Genomic DNA, 25,487 nt, shown 5'->3' with positions numbered 1-25,487 from the left:
AAAAGGACCGCTGTCGGGAAATGCAGATCATATGGATCGCATTCCGACAGCGGTTTGTTTGTCTGTAGGATATTTGGTTTGTCAGATATTCAGAAGCTTCTGAAGTGCATGATCAGCGATCAGTGCACAGTGCTCTCTGAGGTAGGCTTCACCGGCTGGTGTGAATGCGCGGCCGATGCCATACTCGGAAAGGATATTGCAGACCTTGTTAAATTCTTCAGGTGTACAGTCTGACTGATGAAGTACCAGCTGATAGACACCGTCTTCTCCTTCACGATAGAGAGTATTATCACCGGTAAAGAAACCATTCATACCATGAGATGCGGCAATAACATCATCCAGCCCCGGGAAAGAGTACAGGCGTATAAGCTTTACAGAACTCTCAGCCGGCTGCTGTGATGCATCCGGAGTTTCTGTTGCCTGAGGGGCGGAAGTTTCCGCCCTTTTTTCTTCCGGTTTCTGTGAAAGATCCTTAAGCTTGGATTCACAGAGCTTCTGGAAGATATCGATGATATTGTCAGCGCCATCGATCTCTACGGTATCGGAAGGTTTGTTGCCCTTGAAGGGTGCAAATTTGGAAAAACGTGTATCCAGTTCTTCAGGATCTTCCACTTTAGTGATAATGAGGATAATACTTTCGGCATTGACAGGAATAGCCTCAATCATCAGAGGAATATTATCTGCTTCAAAACCAAATTGTATCTGTGCCTGCTGCATCATATCACGAAAGAGACGTTTGGCTTTTTCGGTACCGTATGCAAGTTCGCTGATACGGATCTGATGACTGTCCAGATCTTCTTTCGTCAGGGTACAGCGGATCTGATTTTCATTGATTTTTTCTATTTTCATATGATCACATCCTATAGGTAAATAAATTTAATCTTTTACATACTGTATTATATAACAGTTATACACAAGATGTAAAGATGTAGAAACCGGAGAAAAAAGAAAATTTCTGATTCTTTTATAAAAGACTTGCATCTGAAGGGAAATCAGGTATAATGAAAAGCAGAAAAGCTGTCTCCTCCCGGAAGCAAGAAGACAGTAACGATAACTTAAAGTCATATTTTTCTGAAGATAAGGATTCTGTGTGAAATTCATCGGCGAGTCTGTCGGTACACAGAGAAATTTTCCCCCATTTTATTATTTATATTTTATTACAAGTATCATCCTAACAGGGAAGTTGCAGCTTTTCGAGAACCATTGCTGGTGTTTTCTGAAAATCTAACCAGGAAAGGAGGTCGGGATACGCCAAATATATCACAGGAAAAAAAGAAATCCGCAAAACCCCTTCGAAGGGAGCTGGAGCTTTATCGTGAGAACGGAGTTTCTCTTTATCTCAATGGAGCACCAAGCACTCCGAAAAAAATCGCAAAAGCCTGTCAGATTGCGGAAAACGGGGTCTATATGCGGGATTATACGGAAGATGAAGACGGCCATATCGCCTGTGTAAGCTTTGATCTTATTCGCAAAGAATGACCGTACATAAGAAAAAACGGTTCCCCGGATAACGATCATCCCCTGCACTCATGCATACCATGCGGGGAACCGAAATTCTAAAGAAATTGTGAAAAATTATTAAAAGTCGATTTTTATAACGAAATGTAGACAAGATATGTTATAATGAAACAAATTATGACATTTTATACCGAAAGGAAAAAAACATGATAAAAAAACACATACCGGTCCTTGTGGTAGGTCTGCTGATCGTTCTGGTCGCTCTTGCCGGAGGGGCTGTTTACGGGATCAATAAGCTTATACCAAGCAGGAAACAGATGGATCTGACAGAATACTACGGCCAGAATGCAGACGGTGAGGCTGCGTTGATACTTGGAACTGAGAAACTGGAAGAGAAGGCACTTATCTCAGGAGAAGATGTATATCTTCCGCTGGATGTAGTGAACGGATATTTGAATCAGAGATATTACTGGGATAGCGAAAACAAGAAGATACTGTATGCAACACCATCCAGTCTCACAGAGGAAACGGCTTCAGATAAGGCAGACGGAAACGTGTGGCTGAAGGATGACACGGTTTATCTGAAACTGGATTATGTAAAAAAGTATACAGATATCGATTCTTATATAGAGCAGGATCCTGCAAGGGTTGCGATACAGTACAAATTTACCAATGTGGAGACCGTGACCACGAAGAAAGATACCGTGATCCGTTACCGGGGCGGGATCAAGGCGCCGATCCTTTCCAAACTGGCGAAGAATACAGTTCTCCGGCTGATGAATGAAGGAGAGGACTGGGATCAGGTGGCAACCGATGACGGTTACATCGGTTATATTCAGAAGAAAAAAGTAAGTGCTGTGGATACAACGGATTATGAAAGGGATTTTAAAACAGAGTCCTATACATATCTTACCATGGATGAGCCGGTGAACCTGGCATGGCACCAGGTTACCAGCACAGATGCAAACAGCTATTTCGCAGATGCGGTACAGAATATGACAGGCGTGAATGTGATCTCTCCAACCTGGTTTTCTGTAACAGATAACTCCGGAAATATTTCAAGTCTTGCATCTGGGGAGTATGTGATGCAGGCACATGAAAAAGGACTGAAGGTATGGGGACTGGTGGATAATTTTAATGAGAACATGAGTACCACAGAAGTTCTTTCAAAAACCAGTTCAAGGCAGAATCTGGAGAATCAGCTGATCACTTATGCACTGAAAGCAGGACTGGATGGAATCAATGTTGATTTTGAATCTTTGAGCGAAGGAGTAGGAATCCATTTCCTTCAGTTTTTAAGAGAACTTTCTATCCAGTGTCACGCCAATAATTTGGTACTGTCTGTAGATAATCCGGTTCCGGAAGATTTTACCAGTCATTATGACCGTGCGGAGCAGGGCAAGGTTGTGGATTATGTGATCATTATGGGCTATGATGAGCATTACGTAGGCTCCGATGCCGGTTCTGTGGCATCTCTGCCATGGGTAGAACAGGGGGTTAAGGATACGCTTTCAGAAGTAGCGGCTCAACGGACGATCCTTGCGATTCCGTTCTACACAAGGCTCTGGAAGACTACAGATGGCGGTGCACTGACAAGTGAGGCCATCGGTATGGATCAGGCACAGCAGACGATCAGTGATAACGGAGCAGAAACATACTGGGACAAGAAGACAAGTCAGAATTATGGAACCTATGAAGGGGACGGTGCCACATACCAGATCTGGCTGGAGGACTCTAAGTCTATTGCGGAAAAGGTTAAACTGATCAAAAAATACAAACTGGCAGGTGTGGCAGAGTGGAAGCTTGGATTCGAGAACAGCGGGATCTGGAGCGTGATCACAGAAAACCTGTCATAAACAGAAGAAAACATTGTGATCTTCACAATGCTAAAAACACTCCCGGCAACATATATTAAAATAAATATGCCGGGGGTGTTTTGTGTTGAAAAAACATTTCATAGAATTGGCAATGGCAGTTCTTATGCTGGTCTGTTTTTATATTCTGTCATGGGAAGCGGCAGAAACTGCAGGCAGACTTATAGATGTATCTGGAAATATAAAAGCAGATCAGGTGATCCTGGTGGATGCCGGTCATGGCGGTGTGGATTCCGGAATGGTGGGAATCGGTGGACTGAAGGAAAAAGGAATCAATCTGGATATTGCCATGAAGCTAAAAACGATCCTGGAAAAAAAAGGCCTTGCCGTAGTAATGACCCGGGAAGAAGATAAAGGTCTTTATGAAAATGGTACAAAAAATATGAAAGCACAGGATCTGCAGAATCGTATTGAACAGATCCGGAAATATGAACCGGTGCTTTCTGTGAGTATCCACCAGAACAGCTACAGTGATCCCGGAGTAAAAGGCCCGCAGGTATTTTATTATGAGGATTCGGAAGGCGGAAAAGAACTGGCACTTGCGATCCAGGAAAACATGAACCGGAAGCTTTCCATTGCACGGCCGCGGGTGGCAAAAGGAAACAGAACCTATTATCTTCTGAAGAGAAGTCCGGGTGTGATCAATATCGTAGAATGTGGATTTCTTACAAATCCGGAGGAAGCCGCCCTGCTTCAGACAGAGAAGTATCAGAGAAAGGTAGCAGAGGCTGTGGCTGATGGAATCGTTACATATCTGAAAAAACAGAAGGAAAACGAAAATAATTGAAAAAAATGTGAATAGCCTTTTCATAGGAAGGTGATTCTGCTATACTTTACGTGAATTAAGGAGAATCCTATGCTTGGAATCATTTATCTTATATTATGTATGTTAACAGGAATGGAAATGGCAGGATGTCTGTTTCCGCGTCAAACAACTGAAAGAGGAAACAGGATATGGGTGGTCCTGCCGGCAGCGTTTGGGATGGGAATCCTGATGCTGACCTGGGCAGTCTATATTCTTTCCTGGATGTTCAGCATATGCGCGGGGGCAGAGCATCCTCTTTTTTATGGAAATCTGATCGTATTTCTGGTAGATATCCTGCTGCTTTCGGGAATCTTCCGGTGGAAAAAGAAAAAACAGCAAAAAATGTTTGTGATATCTGAACGGATGATCAGCAGAAAATGGATCCTGAAAAAAGAGCTTCTGCTTTTTGGCATTTTGACGGTTTTTGTGACCTGGATGATGTTTTACGTTTTTCATATGAAAGACGGCATTCTGTACTCCGGCTTTTCGGTATACGGAGATTATGCACCCCACACGGCAATGATGCGATCTTTTTCAAGGGGAAATAATTTTCCTACCCAGTATCCGCATTATGGCGGGCAGGATGTGAAATATCATTTTATGTTCCAGTTCCTTGTGGGAAATCTGGAGTATCTGGGCCTTCGTCTTGATCTGGGATATAATCTGGTAAGCATCCTGTCTCTGGCGGGATTTCTTATGGTGCTTTACGGGATCAGCTACCGGATGTTCAAAAGCTTCTGGGCAGGGGCAGCTGCCATTGTTTTCTTTTTTTTTCGCAGCGGAACAGCGCTCTGGCGTTATCTGTGGGAACATCTTCAGGCGAGGGACCTTGTACGGACTCTGGAAGAAAATACGGCGTTTATCGGTTATACTACCAATGAAAACTGGGGATTATGGAATTTCAATGTATATCTGAACCAGCGTCATCTGGCTTTCGGCCTTCTGATGGCAGCTGTAGCGGTATGGATCTTTATGGATTGGGTGGAAGCCGGATGTAGTCACAAGGAGCAGGGCTTTTTGTGGGTCCGTAATCGCTTTTTTACAAAAGAAGCCTGGATCTGCAGAAATGTGGGTACGGCGATCCTTCTGGGGCTGTTTCTGGGATTAACTGCCTTCTGGAACGGGGCTGCGCTGATCGGCGGCCTTCTGATCCTTGCCGGACTGGCAGTGTTTTCTGACGGTAAGCTGGATTATGCGATCTGTGCCGGACTGGCAGTGCTTTTTTCGGAACTGCAGTCGAAGATCTTTGTGTCGGGAAGTGTTATGAGTCCATCCTTTTACTGGGGCTTTCTGGCAGACAATAAAAGCATTTCCGGTGTACTCTGGTATCTGGTGGAGATCAGTGGATTTTTCTTTGTGGGAATGATCGTGGCAGCAGTATTTCTGAAGAGAGGTCAGCGGGCAGTGCTGATGGGCTGTTTGCTTCCAATGGCATTTGCATTTCTGGTATCTCTGACTCCGGACATCAATGTCAATCATAAATATGTGATGATTTCCTATGCCTTTGTGACAGTTTTCTGGGGATGGATCGTAAGATGTGTTTTCCTTGCAGGGAAAAACAGCTGGAAGAAATGGGCCGGTCGCGCAGCGGCAGCGGTCCTTTGTATCTGTCTTAGTGCAACGGGAATCTATGATTACGTGATCATCTTAAGAGACAACGATTCCGCACACAGGATGACTGTAAATATGGAAAGCAGCCTGACGGACTGGCTCAGTGCAAATCTTAAGAAAAATGATCTTCTGCTGACACCGGAATATACCATGAACGAGGTCACTATGTCCGGTGCCATGCTGTATTGCGGATGGCCTTATTATGCATGGTCTGCAGGGTACGATACGGGCTATCGTGCCGGCCAGGCAGTGCTCATGTATACCACGGATGATCCGGAGCTACTGAAAGCTACCGTAAAACAGGAAAAGATCACATATATCCTGTTTGAGGAGGATATGGAATTTGAACAGCAGGAATGTCGTGAGGATATCATCAGGGAGACATATCCACTGGTGTATACCTCAGAGGATGGGAGAATAAGAATCTATGAAACATGACAGCTTATATATCATTATGCCGGCATATAATGAAGAAAAAAATATCGGGACCGTGATCGAGCAATGGTATCCGGTAGTGGAGAGGATCGGCGGGGACAGCCGCCTGGTGATCCTGAATGATGGCAGCAAAGATGCGACCTACAAAAAAATACAGAATTATCAGAAAAATCATGACCGTCTTATCGGAATCGATAAACCGAATGAAGGACATGGAGGAACAATACTCAGGGGATATCGTTACGCAGTAGAAAAAGGTGCCGATTATATTTTTCAGACGGATTCAGACGGCCAGACACTTCCGGAGGAATTCTGGCAGTTTTGGGAAAAACGCAAAAAGTGCGGGCTTCTTATCGGTTACCGGCAGAAGAGAGAGGACGGGCTTTCCAGGATTTTTGTGACAAGAATACTGCGGCTTGTGCTTTTCCTTATTTTTGGAACCTGGGTAAAAGATGCAAATACGCCATATCGGCTGATGGAGGGAAAACAGCTCGCCAAAGTACTGAAGCGTATCCCAGGCGGATTTTTCCTTTCCAATGTGCTGATGACAGTGATCTATGAAAAACATCATCTTTATGTGGAATATATCCCCATCACATTCCGACCGAGACAGGCCGGAAAAAATTCTATCAACATGAAACGTATCATAAAGATCGGAAGACAGGCATTTGCGGACTTTATCCGTCTGCGGGGCAGGATCTGATACAGGAGGGACAGAAGGATGAAAAAAAAGATCAGAGAATTATTTCCGGAGCTGACTGCAGCAGTGCTCCTGACAGTACTTTCTGCGTATCTCCTGGGAGGAGATGTATGGACATTCTGGACCTGGTGGCTGCTTGCACTGTTCATGGGAATGGTGGCAATGCCGGTCACAGGAAGGCTTTTTGGTGGTTTTGAAGACCGGGGCTGGCTTTTTTCAAAGGTACTTGCCATTGCAGTTACCGGATTTCTCACCTGGATTCTGGTAGCGGTGGAAATCCTTCCTTTTACAGCTGCAGTGTGTGTAGGGGTATCTGTGGCTGTTGGCATTTTATGTGCTGTACTTTTTCATGTTCAGCTGAAGCATGGCATTGAATGTTATCCGTCAGGAAAGATGCAGCTGATCTTTCGGGAGGAGCTTCTGTTTTTTGGGATCTTTCTGCTGTGGACTTATCTGGCAGGATTCCGGCCACAGGCATATGGAACAGAGAAATTTATGGATTATGGCTTCATGGAGGCCATGATGCGGAGCAAAACTCTTCCTGCACGTGATCTCTGGTATTCACAGGGAACCATCAATTATTACTATGGCGGGCAGTATTTTGCAGTGTTTCTTACGAAGCTTACAGGAAGCAGAGTGGAAGTGACTTATAATCTGATGCGTACCTTTGTGGCAGCGTTTGCCTTTGTGTATCCGTTTTCCCTGGTCCGTCAGATGACGAAGGACAGGCTGTATGGACGACTGGATGGAAAGAAGAAATATATTCCTTCACTGGCAGGAGTTACTGCAGGCATTGCAGTATCTATCGCGGGAAATGTACATTATATCGTCTACCGTTGTGTACTGCCGCTGATCCGGAAGATACAGGGAGTGGCAGAAACAGCCAGCTACTGGTTCCCGGATGCAACTCGTTACATAGGGTATAATCCGGTGAATGACAGTGATAAGACCATACATGAATTCCCATGCTATTCCTTTGTTCTGGGAGATCTTCATGCCCATGTGGTAAATGTGATGTTTGTGACATTTCTGGTGGGAATGCTCTATGCATGGCTGAAAATGATCCGAAAAAGAGGGCCTGAGCCTGAAAAACAGGAACGCAGTGTTTTCTGGCTGAGACAGCTTTTGATGCCGCATATCCTTTTGGCGTCCGTTTTTCTTGGCATGTTCCAGTGGACCAATTACTGGGATTTTGTGATCTATTTTGTAGTGACCGGTGGAGTTGTCCTGATCGCAAATATCATACGATTTGAGGGAAAGATAATCAGGATCCTGGCAGTGACGATCGTACAGGCAGTGGAGATCATAGGTCTCTCTTATCTGGTGATCCTGCCCTTTACATTGAAATTTGATACGATGGTACAGGGGGTGGCACTGGCACAGCATCATTCACTGTGGTATCAGCTTCTGATCCTCTGGGGACTTCCGGTGCTCCTTACTGTTTTGCTGATCCTGTCTGTTATCACAGAAAAAATGAAGGGACTGAAGCATAAAAGTCTTTACAGGCTGCTGGAGGCGATCACAGTTCCGGATCTTTTTGCAGTGATCATGGGCTTATGTGCTATCGGACTGGTTTTGATCCCGGAGCTTGTATATGTGCGGGATATTTATGAAAATGGAAATGCCAGAGCCAATACTATGTTCAAGCTGACGTATCAGGCATATATACTTTTCGGAATGACAATGGGATATGGGATTTATCGTATGCTGGTGATATCCAGACAGAAGATCATCCGGATCCTTTCAGGTGTGGGGCTTTTTGTACTGCTCTGGACCGTGGGCTATTTCGGAAATGCCGTGCATTCCTGGTTTGGGGATGTCTGGAAGGTTTCGGAGTATCAAGGACTGGATGCAACTACATTTCTTGAGCAGGATTTTCCTCAGGATGCGTCGGCGATCCGCTGGCTGAAGCAGAATATCAAGGGCTCTCCTGTGGTGCTCGAGGCTAACGGGGACAGCTATACCGGATATGAGAGAGTTTCTGCATCTACGGGGCTTCCGACCGTACTGGGATGGTATGTGCATGAATGGCTCTGGAGAAATAATGTACCTGACCTCAATGAAAAAAGTGCGGACATCCAGACTATTTATACATCTACAGATGCAGAGACGGTAAAAAAACTGATCAGCCGTTATGATATTTCCTATATCTTTGTAGGAGGACAGGAAAAAGAAAAATACGGAACAGAGCTTAATGACCGTGTTCTTCAGAGTCTGGGAAGCATTGTCTTTGAAGATGATATGTCAGGAACCTACATTGTGAAAGTGGAGCAGGATTGACATTTTTTCCATAATAACGCTATAATGTAACTATTATGTAGCTATCTGTTAACGGATATGCTCAGCAGGAGATTTCTGCTGAGCAGTATACAGAAAAAAGTGACAGTTGCAGGATGGCAGCAGAGAGGAGGATATTATGAACAGAATCGACAGACTTTATATGGAAATGATCCATTATTATCAGGGGGATCCGAAGCATATCCAGCATTTTGTGAAGGTGCATGATCTTTCAAGGCTGATCGGCCAGAGTGAGGGTCTGGATGAAGATACGATGCATGTTCTGGAAGCTGCGGCTCTCGTTCATGATATCGGGATCAAAGTCGGTATGGAAAAATACGGACGCTCTGATGGAAAGACGCAGGAAGCAGAAGGTCCGGCAGCTGCCAGAGAGATGCTTACCGCACTGGGCTTTCAGGAGAGGGTGATCCGCAGAGTGGAATATCTGGTAGGACATCATCATACCTATAAGGATATTGACGGGCTGGATTATCAGATCCTTGTGGAAGCTGATTTTCTGGTTAATTATTTTGAAGATGGACTGGATAAAGAACATATAAAGAAAAGTGCAGAGAAGATCTTTAAAACAGAAACAGGTAAAAAAATAGTAAAAGACATGTTTTTCCCGGAGACTTTTCAGAAATCCGAAACCTGGGCACAGGATGCCCTTCAGGATCTGGAAGATTTTATTGAAGAGCAGGGGATTTATATCAGACAGTAAATGGAGCGTAAAATGAAAGCAGAAATAGCAGTTATGACAGCGGAGAATATAGACAGAAAGGCAATTGCCAGAGGTGGCGAGATTCTGAAAAACGGCGGGCTTGTGGCATTTCCCACAGAGACTGTATACGGCCTTGGAGGAAATGCCCTGGATCCGAAAGCATCGATGAAGATCTATGCAGCCAAGGGAAGACCTTCGGACAATCCGCTGATCGTACATATCGCAGATATCCGTGACCTGGATAAGATCGTTACGGAGGTTCCTGAAAAAGCCAGAATACTGGCTGAGAAATACTGGCCGGGTCCACTGACAATGATCCTTCCCAAGGCAGATATCGTGCCAAAGGAAACAACCGGAGGACTGGACAGTGTGGCAGTACGTTTTCCAAGTGATCCTATCGCACAGGAGCTGATCCTTGCGGCTGGCGGATATGTGGCAGCGCCAAGTGCCAATACTTCCGGAAGACCAAGTCCTACGACAGCGGGACATGTGGCAGAGGATCTGGGAGAAGCCATTGATATGATCATTGATGGAGGACAGGTAAATATCGGTCTGGAATCTACGATCGTAGATTTTACAGAAGACATACCGGTAGTCCTGCGGCCGGGATATATTTCCCTGGAAATGCTCCGGGAAACACTTGGAGATGTAAGGATGGATAAGGGGCTGATCAAACCGGACAGCAAAGTCCATCCAAAAGCACCGGGAATGAAATACCGTCATTATGCACCAAAGGCAGATCTTGCCATTGTGGAGGGGGCCACAGAGGGTGTGATCGCGGAGATCGAAAAAAGAGCTGGAGAGGCTGAGGAGAAGGGACTGACGGTGGGGATCATCGCAACAGATGAAACAAAAGGCCGATATTCACATGGAATCGTAAAGAGTATCGGAAGCCGGGAGCAGGAAGAAACGATCGCGCATCATCTGTACGAGGTCCTGCGTGATTTTGACAGCTGTAATGTAAGTGCCATTTATTCAGAGGCATTTTTTACACCAAGAATGGGACAGGCGATCATGAACCGCTTACTGAAAGCGGCTGGTCATAAAATTATCAACGTTGAGGAGGAGAAAGAAAATGATAGCACTGGGATGTGATCATGGCGGCTATGAGCTGATGCAGGAGGTAAAGAAGCATCTGGAAGAGAGAGGACTGGAGTACAAAGATTTTGGATGCAATGGTCCGGAATCTGTAGACTATCCTGTTTATGGAAAGAAAGTAGCACAGGCAATCGTAGACGGTGAGTGTGAGAAAGGAATCCTGATCTGCGGAACAGGTATCGGAATTTCCATCACTGCTAATAAATTCAAGGGAATCCGTGCTGCACTTTGTACAGATTGCTTTACTGCAGAGGCAACAAGACTTCATAACGATGCCAACATTCTGGCCATGGGCGGTCGTGTAGTAGGACCGGGACTTGCTCTGAAGATCGTGGATACATTCCTGGATACACCATTTTCCGGGGATGAGCGTCATATCAGAAGGATCAACATGATCGAGGATTGATCGATCAGTAAGAAACCAATAGAAAAAGAGGATTCTGTATGGATAAAAAAGGACAGAAACGACAGGGATATCTTTCCTGGGATGAGTATTTTATGGGTGTTGCCATGCTTTCCGGCATGCGTTCCAAGGATCCGCATTCACAGGTTGGTGCCTGTATCGTAAGTGAAGATAACAAGATCCTGTCAATGGGGTACAATGGATTTCCAAAGGGATGCTCCGATGATGAGTTTCCCTGGGGAAGAGAAGGAGATCCGCTGGATACCAAATATCTTTATGTGACACACAGTGAGCTCAATGCCATCCTGAACTACCGGGGAGGAAGTCTGGAAGGTGCCAAGCTTTATGTGTCCCTGTTTCCCTGCAACGAATGTGCCAAGGCTATTATCCAGGCAGGGATCAGGACTATCGTATACGACTGTGATAAATATGCAGATACTCCGTCGGTGATCGCATCCAAAAAAATGCTGGATGCAGCCGGAGTCCGGTATTATAAATATAACCGGACAGACCGTGAGATCACCATTAAAGTGTAAAAGAGAACAAAAATAAGAGAAAAACAGCAGCCTGGCTCCTGATTTATCATATCATCAGGGCTTCCGCTGCTGTTTTTTATGAATGGTTAAGAATGTGCTTCGGAATGAGAATCTTCCGGTGCGGATAAGGCTGTGGGAGAGATCTTTTGTGGAAAACTTAAGCAGACTTTGAAAAGGTCACCGTCCAGATAAAGTTTAAAGGTGCCACCTTGAAGCTGGGTAAGGCTCTGTGCGATGGATAATCCAAGTCCGCTGCCTTCTGTATTTCTGGCAACATCGCCGCGGATGAAACGTTCGGTCAGTTCTTCAGCCGGAATGTTCAGAGGTTGTGCGGAAATATTTTTCAGGGTAAAGATGACTTGATCTTTTTCCAGAAGAACTTCTGCATAGACTCTTGTGTTCTCCATGGCATATTTCAGAATATTGCCGAAAAGATTTTCAAGGATACGCCACATCCGTCTGCCGTCGGCATAGATCATGGCAGGAGAATCAGGCAGATGTGTCATCAGGGTCAGATGTCTGTTTTCCATCCGTTCTTCGAATTCACCCATCACCTGGTAAAGCATTTCCACAAAGTTCAGTTCTGTCATTTCCAGAGAAAGATTTCCGGTACTGGCTTTGGAAGCTTCCACTACATCTTCGGTCAGACTTTTCAGACGATGTGCCTTTGAGTCTAGGATCTCAAGATATTTCAGTGCTTCCGGATCTTTGAGGTTCAGCCTTTTCAGCAGATCAATGTAATTGATGATGGAAGTCAGTGGCGTTTTCAGATCATGGGAGACATTGGTGATCAATTCGGTTTTCATACGCTCATCTTTGAGGCTTTTTTCCACGGCAGCGTCCAGCCCGTCACCAATGCGGTTGATATACTGTGCCATTGCTTTCTGATCACCACGGAGTTCCTTTTCCGGGATCTTGTAAGTGAGCTCTCCATCGGTGATCCGTTTCAGGCCATCAAGGAGGAGTTCACGCCCAAGAGCAATTTTGTAGACGCAGAAAAGCGCACCCAGATCTAGAAGAAATAGAAGCAAAAACATCAGGAACCATCCATCAGATGCCGCGAGCAGGGCACTGAAGAAAAATTCAAGGAACAGAAATACGCCAAGTCCCACTACCATGCGGATTCTGCTGATGGTATTCCTGGAGAAAAAATCGATCAGTTTACCGGCTTTGCAAAGACACAGACGGGGAAGCTTCAGACATTTGCGAAGCAGGCTGTTTTTCCACAGGGTGTGCGCTTTGATCCTGCGGACCAGACTTAAATAGCCGATCCAGAACAGGCACGTGATCAGGAAAATCGTGATACCCAGGATGATCAGGGAGGAGACAAGGTTATAGGTGGAAGCTTGCATGCTCAGTCCTGCAGTCAATACACCAAGTGCCGGGATACACACAAGTCCGGCTGCTACTTCCGTATAGATCCTGTCAAAAAAGTTCAGTTCTGGTTGAGCCGTGTCTGTGTTACCGCTATCGGAATTTCTTCGTCCGGTGTGGACAGTAAGCCAGATAAAATCTATGATAAAGAGCAGAAAACTGATCACGGTGATCACAGCAGCCGGGATAAATAAAGTACGGTAAGTCAGGAAATGCTGTCTGTCAGTTTTAATGGAATCCTGTACAGGAAGGCTGGTATCATCGATCCAGGCAAGAAAACTGCAGTTTTCATCGTATGTGGAATTTCGAAGGAGATCGATCCAGTTTCCTACAGAAGAGTTTGCAGCAGCGGAAAGGTTCAGATTCATAAGACCATTCCGGGCATTTTTCTCATCTGTGGCAGCTTCGTTGACACTTAGAAACACGTAAGGCTTTTTGTCTGAAAAACCGGAAATATCAGTCAGGTCGGAAGTATAGGCTGCATCTGTATTTGTGAAGATTTTCTGTGAGGTGTTATCCGTATAGGCATAATGGATATTGGAATTATCGCTGTTGTACGCATCCAGTGTCTGAGCAGCTTCTGTCCAGCTGGAAAAAAGATCCCGGGCATTATCCAGCTGCTCAAAGGCATCGGTCAGGTTCCCTTTGAAATTCCTGGTTTTGGATGAGGTGGAATTCATGTAATCCAGGAGGCTGTCGTAACCTTCCGGTGCACAGGGGATTTCAAGGATCGGAGTGAGCATATTTGCCACATCTGTGTAAACCACATTTCCGTTTTTGTCTGTGATGTTTTTCAGAGGTTCCTGTGACTGGATGCCGCCGTCTGCATATTCGGCGCTCAGAGAGGAAAGAATACGCTCAGTCCAGTCTTTCTGGGAAATTCCCTCGTATTTCAGGACACCGGAGTTGGCATTTAGCTGCAGGGTTCCGTCTTCCAAAGCCTTTTTGAAATCGGAATAGTACATATATTTTGTTTCACCCTCCGGGGTGGTAAGGCCCAGGACGATCCAGTCATCATTGGAATGGATCGTCTGTGAGCTCCATTCCCTAAGATCATTGAAGGAATAGGCTAGTCCGGAGGTGTTTTTGAAGGAGAGAGAATCTCCGTTATAAAGCTCTCCGAGATCAATGTATGCATCTTCGTCTGTTTTATCCAGGATTTCCTTGGCTGAGATTCCGGACAGGATTGTGGAAGCTTTTGAGTAAAAGCTGTCAGCAAAGGCAGAGGTCTGGAAATAATCCTTTGTTTTAAGATCCTCGGCAGAGTCCATCTGTATACCTGCCTGGATCACCAGTGCCGCTGAAAAGACCATGATCAGAGGCAGGATAAGGGCAAGGACAAGAGCAGGAATGCGCATAAATGAACGGTTTTTTCCCGTATGTTTATTTTTATTCATAATACCCCTTTCTGAAGTACAGATACTTCATGGCCGGCTGGCTCACCGGCTCAGTTTTTCGATTTTATAACCCAGGCCCCAGACAACTTTCAGATAGCGGGGATCCCTGGGGTTGATCTCAATCTTTTCGCGAATGTGACGGACGTGGACGGCTACCGTGTTATCCGCGGCCAGAGCATCTTCATTCCAGATGCTCTCGTAGATCTGCGTGGTGGAAAAAACATGTCCGGGATTTTTCATGAGAAGAAGCAGGATATTATATTCGATGGGCGTCATCCGTACCGCTTCTCCATCTACCAGCACCTCTTTTTTGTCATCGTTTACCGTAAGACCTCCGGTTGTGTAGATGTGTTCTGATGCTGCCGGTGCAGCGGAGCCAAGCTGTGTGTACCGGCGCAGCTGGGATTTTACCCTGGCGATCAGCTCCAGAGGATTGAAAGGTTTGGTGATATAGTCATCTGCACCGATGTTAAGGCCAAGGATTTTGTCCGTGTCTTCAGATTTTGCGGACAGGATGATGATGGGCAGAGGATTGCTTTCCCGGATCTTGACCGTTGCCCGGATTCCGTCGAGACGGGGCATCATCACATCGATGATCAGCAGATCTACAGTTTCGCTGTTCAGGATATCCAGTGCTTCCTGTCCGTCATAGGCTTTCAGAATGTGATAGCCTTCCTGCGTAAGATAGATTTCGATAGCTTCCACGATGTCTTTGTCGTCATCGCAAACAAGTATGTTAGCCACTTTTTTGTACCTCCCTGATGTTATTAGAATAGCAGCCGGAAATTAAGACGAAAGGGGTAAATTCTTAAGATTCCATGAAATCCATTGTACTATATTAAGGATATAGTGTAAACAGAGAAAGCCTTGTTGGCAGCAGACGTGATGTGCTAAACTAGTACTAGATAACAGAAAATAACGATATTGGAAGAAAGATCAGGAGAAAAGTGAAAGTGGAGAATGAAAATAAAATCAGCAGTATGGCAGGGAGCGCGCACTGTACGGAAGAAATTATGTCAGCTTGTGCTCTTTGTCCAAGAGAATGCCTGGCAGACCGGGGTGCAGGGAAAAAAGGCTTCTGTGGCATGGATGAGAGAATTTATCTGGCAAGAGCGGCGCTTCATATGTGGGAGGAACCATGCATTTCTGGAACAAAAGGCTCCGGGGCAGTGTTCTTTTCCGGGTGCGGACTGCGTTGCTGTTTCTGCCAGAATCATGATATTGCCATCGGGAGCAGGGGACGGGCTGTAAGTGTGGAACGGCTTGGAGAGATTTTTCTGGAACTGAAGGAAAAAGGAGCTGCAAACATCAATCTGGTAACAGGTGCACATTATGTACCGCAGATCATAGAGGCACTGGATATGGCCCGGAGGAAGGGCCTGGATATTCCGGTGGTGTATAATTCCAGCGGGTATGAAAAAACAGAAACCCTGAAGCTTCTGGAAGGATATGTGGACATTTATCTTCCGGATCTGAAATATCTGGATCCGGAGCTTGCACAGAAATTTTCTTATGCGCCGGATTATGTGCAGGCTGCAAAGGCTGCAATTGGAGAGATGGTGCGTCAGACCGGGAAATGTGAGTTTGGAGAGGATGGATACATCCGGAAAGGAACCATTGTCCGTCATCTGATCCTGCCGGGACATACAGGAAATTCCATAAAGGCTCTGAGGTATCTTCATGAAACCTATGGGGAAGATATTTATATCAGTATTATGAATCAGTATACGCCGGTGAGAAAATTTGTGGAATTTAAGGAATTAAACCGGAAAGTTACAAAAAGAGAGTATGAAAAAGTTCTGGATGCTGCTGTGGATATGGGGATTCAGAATGGATTTATCCAGGAAGGAGAAACTGCTTCAGAAAGCTTTATTCCGGATTTCGATTATGAGGGAGTGGAAAAAAATACTCCATAAATGGAAGGAGGCCGGTACTTTCGTACCGGCGCGTATGAAAAAGAAAAATATTATAGAAAGTTCATCACCTTCTATGACTTATAATATACAGTAAAAATGTGAAGAAAGTGTGTCTAACATTTGAAATAAATGTGAAAAGAACAATTTATGCCACAAACATAGCAAAATATGACGAATATTTATCAGAATTTCTTCCAGGTTTCACGAAGGAAAAGGATCAGGATCGGAAATAGCTCCAGTCGGCCGGCCAGCATATCGAAAGAAAGGACCAGCTTGGACAGCGGAGAAAAGATCCCGAAGTTTCCGGTAGGACCGATCAGGGAAAGACCGGGACCCACATTGTTTAAAGTGGTGACTACGGCTGTGAAATTTGTTACAAGATCAAATTCATCAAAACTGATGATAAAGATAGATGCAGCCACGATCATCAGATAAACGATCATATAAATATTGGTGGCACGCATAACTTCGTGAGACACCGCTTTTCCGTCCATTTTGATCTTTTTTACTGCATTGGGATGCAGATAAAGATGCAGTTCCTTGCGGACGGATTTTGCAAGAAGCAGAAGACGGGAAATCTTGATTCCGCCGCCTGTACTGCCAGCACAGGCACCACAGAAGGTAAGCAGTACCAGAATCGTTCTGGATACCGCAGGCCACTGGTTAAAATCCGTAGTGGCATAACCGGTGGTGGTGATAATAGAACTAACCTGGAAAAATGCCTGTTGAAGTGCTTCCCACACATTGTCAAACAGATGCCGGACGTTGAAAGTGATCATCAGGGCAGAGGCGATGATCACAAAGAAGTAGCAGCGGACCTCTTCAGATTTCAATGCCTGAGAAAACTTCCTGGTGAGAAGAAGAAAATAGACATTGAAGTTTACGCCAAACAGGATCATAAAGATAGTGATGACGATCTGAATATATAAGCTGTAACTTCCCATACTGTCGGATTTGATTCCGAACCCACCGGTTCCGGCAGTTCCAAATGCTGCACAGAGACTGTCGTAAAGAGGCATCCCCCCAAGAAGCAGGAGGATGATCAGTGCAACAGTGAGTGCAATGTAGATCTTGTACAGGATCTTGGCAGTTGACTGGACTTTTGGAAGAAGCTTTCCTACGGAAGGACCGGGGCTTTCTGCCTTCATAAGGTTCATATGATAGCCACCTGCAAGCGGAAGCAGTGTCAGGATAAATACCAGAACACCCATACCACCGATCCAGTGGGAAAAACATCTCCAGATATTGATGCTGTAAGGCATCTGTGATGGATCGGAGAGAATACTGGAACCGGTTGTAGTGAAACCGGAAACAATCTCAAAAAAAGCATCGATCGGATTGGGGATAGCTCCGCTGAGTACAAAAGGCACAGCGCCGACAATACTGAGAACGATCCAGCTTAAGGCAGTGGTAACAAGACCTTCACGGGCGTAGAATGCTTTTTTGGAGGGCTTGCGGCTGACCAGAGGAACACCGATGGCCAGACATGCCAGAATCGTGATCAGGAAGGCAATACCGGATTTTTCGCGGTAGATAAGGGCAGTGATGCCGGGAACCAGCATACAGACAGCCTCCACATTCATGATCCATCCCAGGATATAAATAATAATCGAATAATTCATTTGGCAGTACCTCTATTTTTCAAGTATATCTGTGATGTCGCGAAGCCCCTTGTGAGTGGTTACGATGATCACGGTATCTCCTACCTGGATCATATCCTGACCACGGGGAATGCGGATGCGGCCGTTGCGGTTCAGGCATCCCACCAGAAGATTCTTGCGGAGATTCAGCTCTGCAAGAGGGATATAAGTTACGGCAGATTCCTCACGGATCGCAAATTCCAGTGCTTCTGCATTGCCATCCAGAATATGATAAAGGGTTTCTACGTTGCTGCCGATGCTGTTCTGAGTGGCACGGACATACTGCAGGATATAATCAGCAGTGATATTTTTCGGGTAGATGACACTTCCGATATCCAGGGAGTCGATGACATCATCAAATTCCAGACGGTTGACCTTGGCAACCAGCTTGGCATCGGAGATGCTTTTGGCAAAGAGAGCAAGAAATACATTCTCCTCATCCAGATTTGTCAGAGTGACAAAGGATTCGGACTCGGAAAGTCCCTCTTCTAGCAGAAGAGAACGGTTCGTTCCGTCACCATTGATGATAGTCGCATCTGGAAGCAGTTCGCTTAAGTGCTCACAGCGGTTTTTGTTCTGCTCGATGATCTTGACACTGATCTTCATATCCAGAAGTGCATGGGCAAGATAATAGGAAATGGTTCCGCCACCTACGATGATACAGTTTTTGACCTGATTGGTCTTGAGACCGATCTTACGGAAAAATGCCGCTGCATTAAGCGGAGAAGCCAGAATGGAAACCATATCTCCGTCGTGTATAATGTGATCACCACCAGGAATGGATACATTGTCACGGCTTTCAATCGCGCAGACCAGAATATCACTTCGGAAAGCCTCTGAGATCTGGGAAACGCTCATTCCGTCCAGCTTGAATTCCGGGAGAACTTTAAACTTGAGAAGTTCTACACGGCCACGAGCAAAGGTGTCAATCTTGATCGCAGATGGAAAACGGAGAAGCCGTGAAATTTCCTGGGCAGCAGCAAACTCCGGGTTAATGATCATGGTAACACCAAGACGTTCTTTGATGAATCCGATTTCTTTTTCATAAATGGGGTTACGGACGCGGGCGATAGTCTGGCAGTGGTTGGCCTTCTGCGCGATCAGACAGCAGAGAAGGTTCAGCTCGTCAGAAGCGGTAACTGCGATCAGGATATCTGCAGTATCAACACCTGCCTCCATTAAAGTATTGATGCTGGCACCATTACCGACGATTCCCATAGCGTCGATATTTTCGCAGAGATCATTGATCTTGTCGGCAATAACGTCGACAAGAGTGATATCAATATCCTCTGCCTGAAGCTGCTCTGCAAGATTTCTACCGACTTTTCCGCAGCCTACAATAATTACCTGCATAATTTCCTCCTTCAATAGCCGGTCAGGGCTACAAATCATAAGTAAAAGCGCCCATCCGTGTAAAGATAGGCAAGGATATTATAGCACTGTATATCTGATTTTTAAACAGTAATATTTTCCTGTATATATAGAAAAAAATGGCAGAAAGATAGATATATATGAAGGAAAGTGAACATTCCTGTTTTCACAAGTTTAAAAAACGGTCATAAAATATAGCGTGATCATGAATGAAAGGATTTCGATTATGGACCGATTTCAGATGAATCGTTCGGGCTGCCGGCCATATCAGTATACCTGTGGGATGAATAGCGGGATGGCAGGCCGGACGGATCGATCATTTTCTGATATGGCAAAACAGGTTCCTGCAATGGCGTATGTGCCATATCAGGAATTTACGCCTACCTTTGAGCTGAAAAAAGCTCTTCAGGTCGGAACTATTTTCCCTGAGCTTTGCAAGCCGTTCTGCGGCAGGAGAGGAGGAAGTCGATGATGTACGGAAATTGTACTTCCAAAAAAGAACTGCTGCAGTTTATTGACCAGGTAAGCTTTGCTATTGACGATCTTCTCCTTTTTCTGGATACGCATCCAAAAGAAAAAAGAGCTCTTGAATATTACAGTGAGCTTTCAGCCAGAAGAAATGAGCTCCTGGAAAAATATGCAAAATTTTATGGACCGCTGACCATTGATACCGGAAACGACAGCGATCTTAAGTCATGGCAGTGGATGGAACAGCCGTTTCCATGGGAACAGGAAGGAGGGTGCAGATAAGGTATGTGGAATTATGAAAAAAGACTCCAGTATCCTGTAAATATCAAGACGCCCAACGCAAAGCTGGCACAGTTTATATCCAGCCAGTATGGCGGGCCGGACGGAGAAATAGGAGCTTCCATGCGGTATCTTTCCCAGCGTTTTACCGCACCGAACCGGATGGTCGCGGCAGTGCTCAATGATGTGGGAACAGAAGAACTGGCACATTTGGAAATCGTGTCCACCATTGTCCATCAGCTGACAAAGGATCTTTCTATGGAAGAAATCGAGAACAGCGGACTTGGGCCGTATTATATTGACCACACGGTGGGAATCTGGCCGCAGGCTGCAGGTGGAGTGCCCTTTAATGCCTGCGAATTCCAGAGTAAGGGTGATCCGATCACGGATCTGTTTGAAGATCTGGCGGCAGAACAGAAGGCACGCTCCACCTACGATAATATCCTCCGGGTGGTGAAAAATATCCCGGAGGTTGCAGATCCCATCCGTTTCCTTCGGGCAAGAGAGGTAGTCCATTTCCAGCGTTTCGGTGAAGCACTGAGATCCGTGCAGGAGCAGCTGGATGCCAAGAATTTCTATGCCTTTAACCCGAGCTTTGATGCTCCGTGCAAAGCCTCCTGTGAAGAGTGATGGATCAGAGAAAAAATCTGTCTGACAGGAATCATATCTGAAATAAAAAGAGCTGCACAGCCGGCAGGGATCCTGCGGCTGTGCAGCTTTGAATTTGTTTTTGGGGAAAAAGATGTTTGTAACCTGCATTTCTTGTTATGCGTCTTTTTTATCGTCTTTATGCAGATTCTTCTGTGCTGTGGAAAGCATAAGCTTGATCCTGTTCAGCTGATTTACTTCGCTGGCACCTGGATCGTAGTCGATGGCAACAATGTTGGCTTCCGGATGCTCACGGCGAACTTCCTTGATGACACCTTTTCCTACGATGTGGTTCGGCAGGCATCCAAAAGGCTGGATGCAGACGATGTTCGGGACACCGCCGTGGATGAGTTCCATCATCTCTCCGGTCAGGAACCATCCTTCACCGGTCTGATTTCCGGCAGAAACGATGGGCGCAGCCATTTTTGCAAGATCACGGATATCTGCGGCCGGTGTAAAGTGGCGGCTCTGCTCCAGGGCCTCATTTGCTGTTTTTCTCAGCCAGTCGATGGCTCTGAGACCAAGATTTGCGATGGTTGCCTTGGATTTCTTGAATCCAAGCTTTTCAACCTTGAAATTCTGGTTGTAGAAGCAGTAGCAGATAAAGTCGATAAGATCCGGAACAACCGGTTCTGCCCCTTCTGCCTCCAGAAGATCTGCCAGGTGGTTGTTGGCAGCAGGCAGGAACTTGACAAGGATCTCACCTACGATACCAACGCGAGGCTTTTTCTCATCAGAGATCGGGATCGTATCAAAATCATGGACCATCTCACGGCACATTTTTTTGAAGGTACCATGGCTGACGCTGCTGCCTGTTACGAAGGCAATGACGCGCTGCTCCCAGATCTTGTGCTTACGGTTTACGATACCCTTTTCCAGCTCGTAAGGACGCATGCGATATACGCATTTCATCAGGATATCACCGAATACGGCACCGTAAACGATACGCTTGATCAGCGGCAGTGTCAGCTTAAAGCCAGGGTTGCTCTCCAGTCCGCTTAAGTTGAGGGAGATAACCGGAATCTGTTCCATGCCGGCTTTTTTCAGAGCACGGCGGATGAATGCGATATAGTTGGAGGCACGGCAGCCGCCGCCTGTCTGAGACATGATGACTGCAGTTTTGTTCAGGTCATATTTGCCGGAAAGAAGAGCATCCATGATCTGTCCCACAACCATCAGGGACGGATAGCAGGCATCGTTGTTTACATATTTAAGGCCCACATCAACAGCATGCTTGTTGTCGTTGGGGAGGACTTCCAGGTTATAGCCGGATGCTTTAAAAGCAGCCTCAAAGATTCCGAAGTGGAATGGAGACATCTGCGGGCAGAGAATGGTGTACTCCTTACGCATCTGCTTGGTAAAGGATATCTTCTCAATGGAAGCCGGCTTGATGTCCCTTTTTTTATTCTGTGCCTGTTTTGCACGGATAGCAGCGATCAGGGAACGGATACGGATCCTTGCCGCACCCAGGTTGTTGACCTCATCGATCTTCAGGCAGGTGTAGATCTTGTCACTTCCATCCAGAATCTCATAAACCTCATCGGTGGTAACGGCATCAAGTCCGCATCCGAAGGAATTCAGCTGGATCAGATCCAGATCCTCTCTTGTTTTTACAAAATTTGCGGCAGAGTAGAGACGGGAGTGATACATCCACTGGTCGTTGACACGGATGGGACGCTCCAGATGTCCAAGGTGTGCAACGGAGTCTTCGGTAAATACGGCGATTCCGTAGCTGTTGATCATATCCGGGATACCGTGGTGGATTTCCGGATCAATATGGTATGGACGGCCTGCAAGAACGATTCCGCGGCGGCCGGTTTCTTTCAGGTACTGTAGGGTTTCCTCACCCTTTTTCTGGATATCCGTATGTACGGCTGCAAGTTCTTCCCAGGCCTTGTGGGCAGCAGCTTTGACCTCGGCAGCAGGAATATCCTGGAATTCTTCCACAAGGCGGTTTGTCAGGATATCCTCGGAAGTAAATGCCAGGAACGGGTTGCGGAAGGTGATGGAGGGATCACTGAGCTCGTCCACATTGTTTTTGATATTTTCCGCATAGGAAGTAACGATCGGGCAGTTATAATGGTTGACCGCATCCGGGAACTCGTTGCGTTCGTAAGGGATGCATGGGTAGAAGATAAATTTCACACCGTTACGGATCAGCCATGTGACATGTCCGTGAGCAAGCTTGGCCGGGTAGCATTCGGATTCACTTGGGATGGATTCGATACCCAGCTCGTAGATCTTACGTGTGGAAGTAGGAGAAAGTACCACCTGGTATTTCAGCTCTGTAAAGAAGGTATACCAGAACGGGTAATTTTCAAACATGTTCAGAACACGTGGGATACCAACCTGTCCACGGGTAGCCTTATCTGCGGAAAGTGGTTCATAGGAAAAGAGCCTCTTATATTTGTAATCGAAAAGGTTCGGGATATGATCCTTGTTCTTTTCTTTTCCAAGTCCGCGCTCACAGCGGTTTCCGCTGATGTATTTACGGCCGCCGGAGAATTTGTTGATGGTCAGACGGCAGTTGTTGGTACATCCGCGGCAGTTTGCCATGGAGGTGGTGTACTGGAGGCTGTTGATCTGATCGATGGAAAGCATGGAAGTTTTTTCACCCTCCTGATAGCGCTCCCTTGCGATCAGAGCAGCACCGAAAGCACCCATGATCCCGGCGATATCCGGGCGGATGGCCTGGCAGTTGGCAATCTTCTCAAAGCTGCGGAGAACTGCGTCATTATAGAAGGTACCACCCTGTACAACGATATGTTTGCCAAGCTCGGAAGCATCGGAAACCTTGATAACCTTGTAGAGGGCGTTTTTGATAACGGAGTAGGCAAGACCAGCGGAGATATCGGAAACCTCAGCGCCTTCCTTCTGGGCCTGCTTAACTTTGGAATTCATAAATACAGTACAGCGTGTTCCAAGATCAATGGGATGTTTTGCAAAAAGAGCTGCTTTTGCAAAGTCCTGTACTGTGTAGTTCAGAGATTTTGCAAAGGTTTCGATAAAGGAACCGCAGCCTGAGGAACATGCTTCGTTGAGCTGTACACTGTCAACAGTCTGGTTACGGATCTTGATACATTTCATATCCTGACCGCCGATATCCAGGATGCAGTCTACTTCAGGATCAAAGAAAGCAGCTGCGTAATAATGGGAAACGGTTTCGACTTCACCTTCGTCAAGAAGAAGTGCCGCTTTGATCAGGGCTTCGCCGTAACCGGTGGAGCAGGAAAAAGCAATTTCTGCATCTTCCGGAAGAAGGCTGTAAATCTCCTTGATGGAGTTGATGGTGGTTTTCAGCGGGTTTCCGTTGTTACTGCTGTAGAAGGAATAAAGAAGAGTTCCGTCTTCGCTTACCAGCGCGGTTTTTGTTGTGGTAGAGCCGGCGTCGATCCCCAGGAAGCATTTTCCCTTATAGGTGGAAAGATCTCCGGTTTTTACCCTGTAGGCACTCTGACGGTCATGGAAAGCCTGGTAGTCGTCCTCTGTGGCAAAAAGCGGCTCCATACGTTCTACCTCAAAATCCAGCTTGATGGTGGTCCGCATGCGTTCCTTCAGTTCAGTCAGGGAAACGGTAACATCCTGCTTTGCATTCAGGGCGGAGCCGATGGCTGCGAACAGATGAGAGTTGTCTGGTGCGATAATATGTTCATCATCCAGCTTCAGGGTTCGGATAAAAGCAGTCTTCAGCTCAGAAAGGAAGTGAAGAGGCCCGCCAAGGAAGGCAACGTGTCCGCGGATCGGTTTACCGCAGGCAAGACCAGAAATGGTCTGGTTGACAACTGCCTGGAAAATGGAGGCAGAAAGGTCTTCCTTGGTTGCTCCGTCGTTGATCAGTGGCTGGATATCTGTTTTTGCGAAAACACCGCAGCGTGCCGCAATGGGATAAAGTGCCTTGTAATGTTTGGCGTATTCATTAAGACCTGGTGCATCGGTCTGGAGCAGAGATGCCATCTGGTCAATGAAGGAACCGGTACCGCCGGCACAGATGCCATTCATACGCTGCTCTACATTTCCGTTTTCGAAATAGATGATCTTGGCATCCTCGCCTCCAAGCTCGATAGCAACATCCGTCTTTGGTGCCAGCTTCTGCAGGGAAGTGGATACGGCGATAACCTCCTGTACAAAAGGTACTTCCAGATGATTGGCAAGTGTCAGTCCGCCGGAACCTGTAATGACCGGACAGAGTGTCAGTTCACCAAGCTGATCCTCAGCTTTCTGAAGAAGATCTGCAAGGGTTTCCTGGATATTTGCAAAATGTCTCTCATAGTCGGAGAAGACAAGCGTATCGTTTTCGTCTAAGATCGCAATCTTAACAGTGGTGGAACCAATGTCAATTCCAAGTGTGTGTTTCTTCATAAAAAATTGATTTCCTCCTCGTTGTATCTATACAGGGGTTGCCCGACTCTGACATTTCTGTCAGATGGGAGTTGTTTCTTCTTATTATAAAGGATTTTTAAGCGAATATTCTATATT

20 protein-coding genes are annotated in these 25,487 nt (G+C 46.1%); 14 read left to right on the top strand and 6 right to left on the bottom strand.

Going from position 1 to position 25,487, the window contains the following annotated elements; translation table 11 throughout:
* Positions 1-81: 81 nt before the first annotated feature.
* A complete protein-coding gene (locus LI091_RS01570; protein WP_015527178.1) occupies positions 82-849 on the bottom strand; it encodes an adaptor protein MecA in 768 nt (255 codons plus the stop codon).
* A gap of 360 nt (positions 850-1,209) precedes the next feature.
* On the opposite strand from LI091_RS01570, the gene LI091_RS01565 reads away from it, so the two are divergent.
* The 10 genes from LI091_RS01565 (at position 1,210) to LI091_RS01520 (ending at position 11,918) form a co-directional block, all read left to right on the top strand.
* Positions 1,210-1,479 (top strand): hypothetical protein, encoded by a 270-nt coding sequence (locus tag LI091_RS01565; RefSeq protein WP_021651392.1) that lies wholly within the window; start codon positions 1,210-1,212, stop codon positions 1,477-1,479.
* Positions 1,480-1,664: 185 nt separating this feature from the next.
* Positions 1,665-3,314: a glycosyl hydrolase family 18 protein gene (locus LI091_RS01560; RefSeq protein WP_173746035.1), complete on the top strand. Its 1,650-nt coding sequence runs from the start codon at positions 1,665-1,667 to the stop codon at positions 3,312-3,314.
* A gap of 82 nt (positions 3,315-3,396) precedes the next feature.
* Entirely contained in the window at positions 3,397-4,119 is a 723-nt protein-coding gene (locus tag LI091_RS01555; RefSeq protein ID WP_021651390.1) for an N-acetylmuramoyl-L-alanine amidase, read from the top strand.
* Positions 4,120-4,188: 69 nt separating this feature from the next.
* Positions 4,189-6,186 (top strand): hypothetical protein, encoded by a 1,998-nt coding sequence (locus LI091_RS01550; RefSeq protein ID WP_173746036.1) that lies wholly within the window; start codon positions 4,189-4,191, stop codon positions 6,184-6,186.
* Positions 6,176-6,886 carry a glycosyltransferase family 2 protein gene (locus LI091_RS01545; protein ID WP_173746037.1) on the top strand — a complete coding sequence of 237 codons (711 nt, stop codon included), beginning with the start codon at positions 6,176-6,178 and terminating at the stop codon, positions 6,884-6,886. Before LI091_RS01550 ends, LI091_RS01545 begins: the two co-directional genes overlap by 11 nt.
* 18 nt (positions 6,887-6,904) lie before the next feature.
* On the top strand, positions 6,905-9,163 hold the full coding sequence (locus tag LI091_RS01540; protein WP_015527169.1) for a DUF2298 domain-containing protein: 2,259 nt from the start codon (positions 6,905-6,907) through the stop codon (positions 9,161-9,163).
* Between the two features lie 136 nt (positions 9,164-9,299).
* Positions 9,300-9,881 (top strand): HD domain-containing protein, encoded by a 582-nt coding sequence (locus LI091_RS01535; protein ID WP_015527168.1) that lies wholly within the window; start codon positions 9,300-9,302, stop codon positions 9,879-9,881.
* 12 nt (positions 9,882-9,893) lie between these two features.
* On the top strand, positions 9,894-10,976 hold the full coding sequence (locus LI091_RS01530) for an L-threonylcarbamoyladenylate synthase (protein WP_059086902.1): 1,083 nt from the start codon (positions 9,894-9,896) through the stop codon (positions 10,974-10,976).
* Positions 10,957-11,385 (top strand): ribose 5-phosphate isomerase B, encoded by a 429-nt coding sequence (gene rpiB / locus LI091_RS01525; protein ID WP_015527166.1) that lies wholly within the window; start codon positions 10,957-10,959, stop codon positions 11,383-11,385. Before LI091_RS01530 ends, rpiB begins: the two co-directional genes overlap by 20 nt.
* A 38-nt stretch (positions 11,386-11,423) precedes the next feature.
* A complete protein-coding gene (locus tag LI091_RS01520; protein WP_015527165.1) occupies positions 11,424-11,918 on the top strand; it encodes a deoxycytidylate deaminase in 495 nt (164 codons plus the stop codon).
* An 86-nt stretch (positions 11,919-12,004) separates the two neighbouring features.
* Here LI091_RS01520 and LI091_RS01515 read toward each other — a convergent pair whose 3' ends face one another.
* Both LI091_RS01515 and LI091_RS01510 read right to left on the bottom strand, forming a co-directional pair.
* Entirely contained in the window at positions 12,005-14,689 is a 2,685-nt protein-coding gene (locus LI091_RS01515; RefSeq protein WP_173758381.1) for a sensor histidine kinase, read from the bottom strand.
* A 42-nt stretch (positions 14,690-14,731) separates the two neighbouring features.
* Entirely contained in the window at positions 14,732-15,433 is a 702-nt protein-coding gene (locus tag LI091_RS01510) for a response regulator transcription factor (protein ID WP_173758382.1), read from the bottom strand.
* 236 nt (positions 15,434-15,669) lie between these two features.
* On the opposite strand from LI091_RS01510, the gene LI091_RS01505 reads away from it, so the two are divergent.
* A complete protein-coding gene (locus LI091_RS01505) occupies positions 15,670-16,605 on the top strand; it encodes a radical SAM protein (RefSeq protein ID WP_227589023.1) in 936 nt (311 codons plus the stop codon).
* 182 nt (positions 16,606-16,787) lie between these two features.
* Here LI091_RS01505 and LI091_RS01500 read toward each other — a convergent pair whose 3' ends face one another.
* A complete protein-coding gene (locus tag LI091_RS01500; RefSeq protein ID WP_250789305.1) occupies positions 16,788-18,227 on the bottom strand; it encodes a TrkH family potassium uptake protein in 1,440 nt (479 codons plus the stop codon).
* Between the two features lie 12 nt (positions 18,228-18,239).
* The gene (gene trkA / locus LI091_RS01495) at positions 18,240-19,598 is read right to left on the bottom strand and encodes a Trk system potassium transporter TrkA (RefSeq protein WP_265190695.1); all 1,359 of its coding nucleotides are present in this window, start codon (positions 19,596-19,598) and stop codon (positions 18,240-18,242) included.
* A 244-nt stretch (positions 19,599-19,842) separates the two neighbouring features.
* Between trkA and LI091_RS01490 the strand changes: the two genes are divergently transcribed.
* The 3 genes from LI091_RS01490 to LI091_RS01480 are packed head-to-tail and all read left to right on the top strand — an operon-like array spanning position 19,843 to position 20,993.
* Positions 19,843-20,088 (top strand): spore coat associated protein CotJA, encoded by a 246-nt coding sequence (locus LI091_RS01490; protein ID WP_265190694.1) that lies wholly within the window; start codon positions 19,843-19,845, stop codon positions 20,086-20,088.
* Positions 20,088-20,366: a spore coat protein CotJB gene (locus tag LI091_RS01485; protein ID WP_250789361.1), complete on the top strand. Its 279-nt coding sequence runs from the start codon at positions 20,088-20,090 to the stop codon at positions 20,364-20,366. The genes LI091_RS01490 and LI091_RS01485 overlap by 1 nt, the downstream gene beginning before the upstream one ends.
* A gap of 3 nt (positions 20,367-20,369) precedes the next feature.
* A complete protein-coding gene (locus LI091_RS01480) occupies positions 20,370-20,993 on the top strand; it encodes a manganese catalase family protein (RefSeq protein WP_015527157.1) in 624 nt (207 codons plus the stop codon).
* A gap of 135 nt (positions 20,994-21,128) precedes the next feature.
* Here LI091_RS01480 and LI091_RS01475 read toward each other — a convergent pair whose 3' ends face one another.
* A complete protein-coding gene (locus LI091_RS01475; RefSeq protein WP_015527156.1) occupies positions 21,129-25,370 on the bottom strand; it encodes a 2-hydroxyacyl-CoA dehydratase in 4,242 nt (1,413 codons plus the stop codon).
* Positions 25,371-25,487: the final 117 nt, after the last annotated feature.

The organism is Blautia sp. MSK20_18, from assembly GCF_020553125.1.
Taxonomy (GTDB): domain Bacteria; phylum Bacillota; class Clostridia; order Lachnospirales; family Lachnospiraceae; genus Blautia_A; species Blautia_A fusiformis.
Note: the sequence above shows the minus strand (reverse complement) of the source record. Positions and strands in the feature narration are given on the sequence as shown.

Excerpts from the sequence above, each read along its gene's own strand:
- LI091_RS01485 (WP_250789361.1), top strand. The coding sequence starts at position 20,088 with ATGTACGGAAATTGTACTTCCAAAAAAGAACTGCTGCAGTTTATTGAC.
- LI091_RS01535 (WP_015527168.1), top strand. The coding sequence starts at position 9,300 with ATGAACAGAATCGACAGACTTTATATGGAAATGATCCATTATTATCAG.
- LI091_RS01570 (WP_015527178.1), bottom strand. The coding sequence starts at position 849 with ATGAAAATAGAAAAAATCAATGAAAATCAGATCCGCTGTACCCTGACG.
- LI091_RS01480 (WP_015527157.1), top strand. The coding sequence starts at position 20,370 with ATGTGGAATTATGAAAAAAGACTCCAGTATCCTGTAAATATCAAGACG.
- LI091_RS01520 (WP_015527165.1), top strand. The coding sequence starts at position 11,424 with ATGGATAAAAAAGGACAGAAACGACAGGGATATCTTTCCTGGGATGAG.
- LI091_RS01530 (WP_059086902.1), top strand. The coding sequence starts at position 9,894 with ATGAAAGCAGAAATAGCAGTTATGACAGCGGAGAATATAGACAGAAAG.
- LI091_RS01560 (WP_173746035.1), top strand. The coding sequence starts at position 1,665 with ATGATAAAAAAACACATACCGGTCCTTGTGGTAGGTCTGCTGATCGTT.
- LI091_RS01490 (WP_265190694.1), top strand. The coding sequence starts at position 19,843 with ATGGACCGATTTCAGATGAATCGTTCGGGCTGCCGGCCATATCAGTAT.
- LI091_RS01545 (WP_173746037.1), top strand. The coding sequence starts at position 6,176 with ATGAAACATGACAGCTTATATATCATTATGCCGGCATATAATGAAGAA.
- rpiB (WP_015527166.1), top strand. The coding sequence starts at position 10,957 with ATGATAGCACTGGGATGTGATCATGGCGGCTATGAGCTGATGCAGGAG.
- LI091_RS01505 (WP_227589023.1), top strand. The coding sequence starts at position 15,670 with ATGGCAGGGAGCGCGCACTGTACGGAAGAAATTATGTCAGCTTGTGCT.
- LI091_RS01475 (WP_015527156.1), bottom strand. The coding sequence starts at position 25,370 with ATGAAGAAACACACACTTGGAATTGACATTGGTTCCACCACTGTTAAG.
- LI091_RS01540 (WP_015527169.1), top strand. The coding sequence starts at position 6,905 with ATGAAAAAAAAGATCAGAGAATTATTTCCGGAGCTGACTGCAGCAGTG.
- trkA (WP_265190695.1), bottom strand. The coding sequence starts at position 19,598 with ATGCAGGTAATTATTGTAGGCTGCGGAAAAGTCGGTAGAAATCTTGCA.
- LI091_RS01500 (WP_250789305.1), bottom strand. The coding sequence starts at position 18,227 with ATGAATTATTCGATTATTATTTATATCCTGGGATGGATCATGAATGTG.
- LI091_RS01515 (WP_173758381.1), bottom strand. The coding sequence starts at position 14,689 with ATGAATAAAAATAAACATACGGGAAAAAACCGTTCATTTATGCGCATT.
- LI091_RS01550 (WP_173746036.1), top strand. The coding sequence starts at position 4,189 with ATGCTTGGAATCATTTATCTTATATTATGTATGTTAACAGGAATGGAA.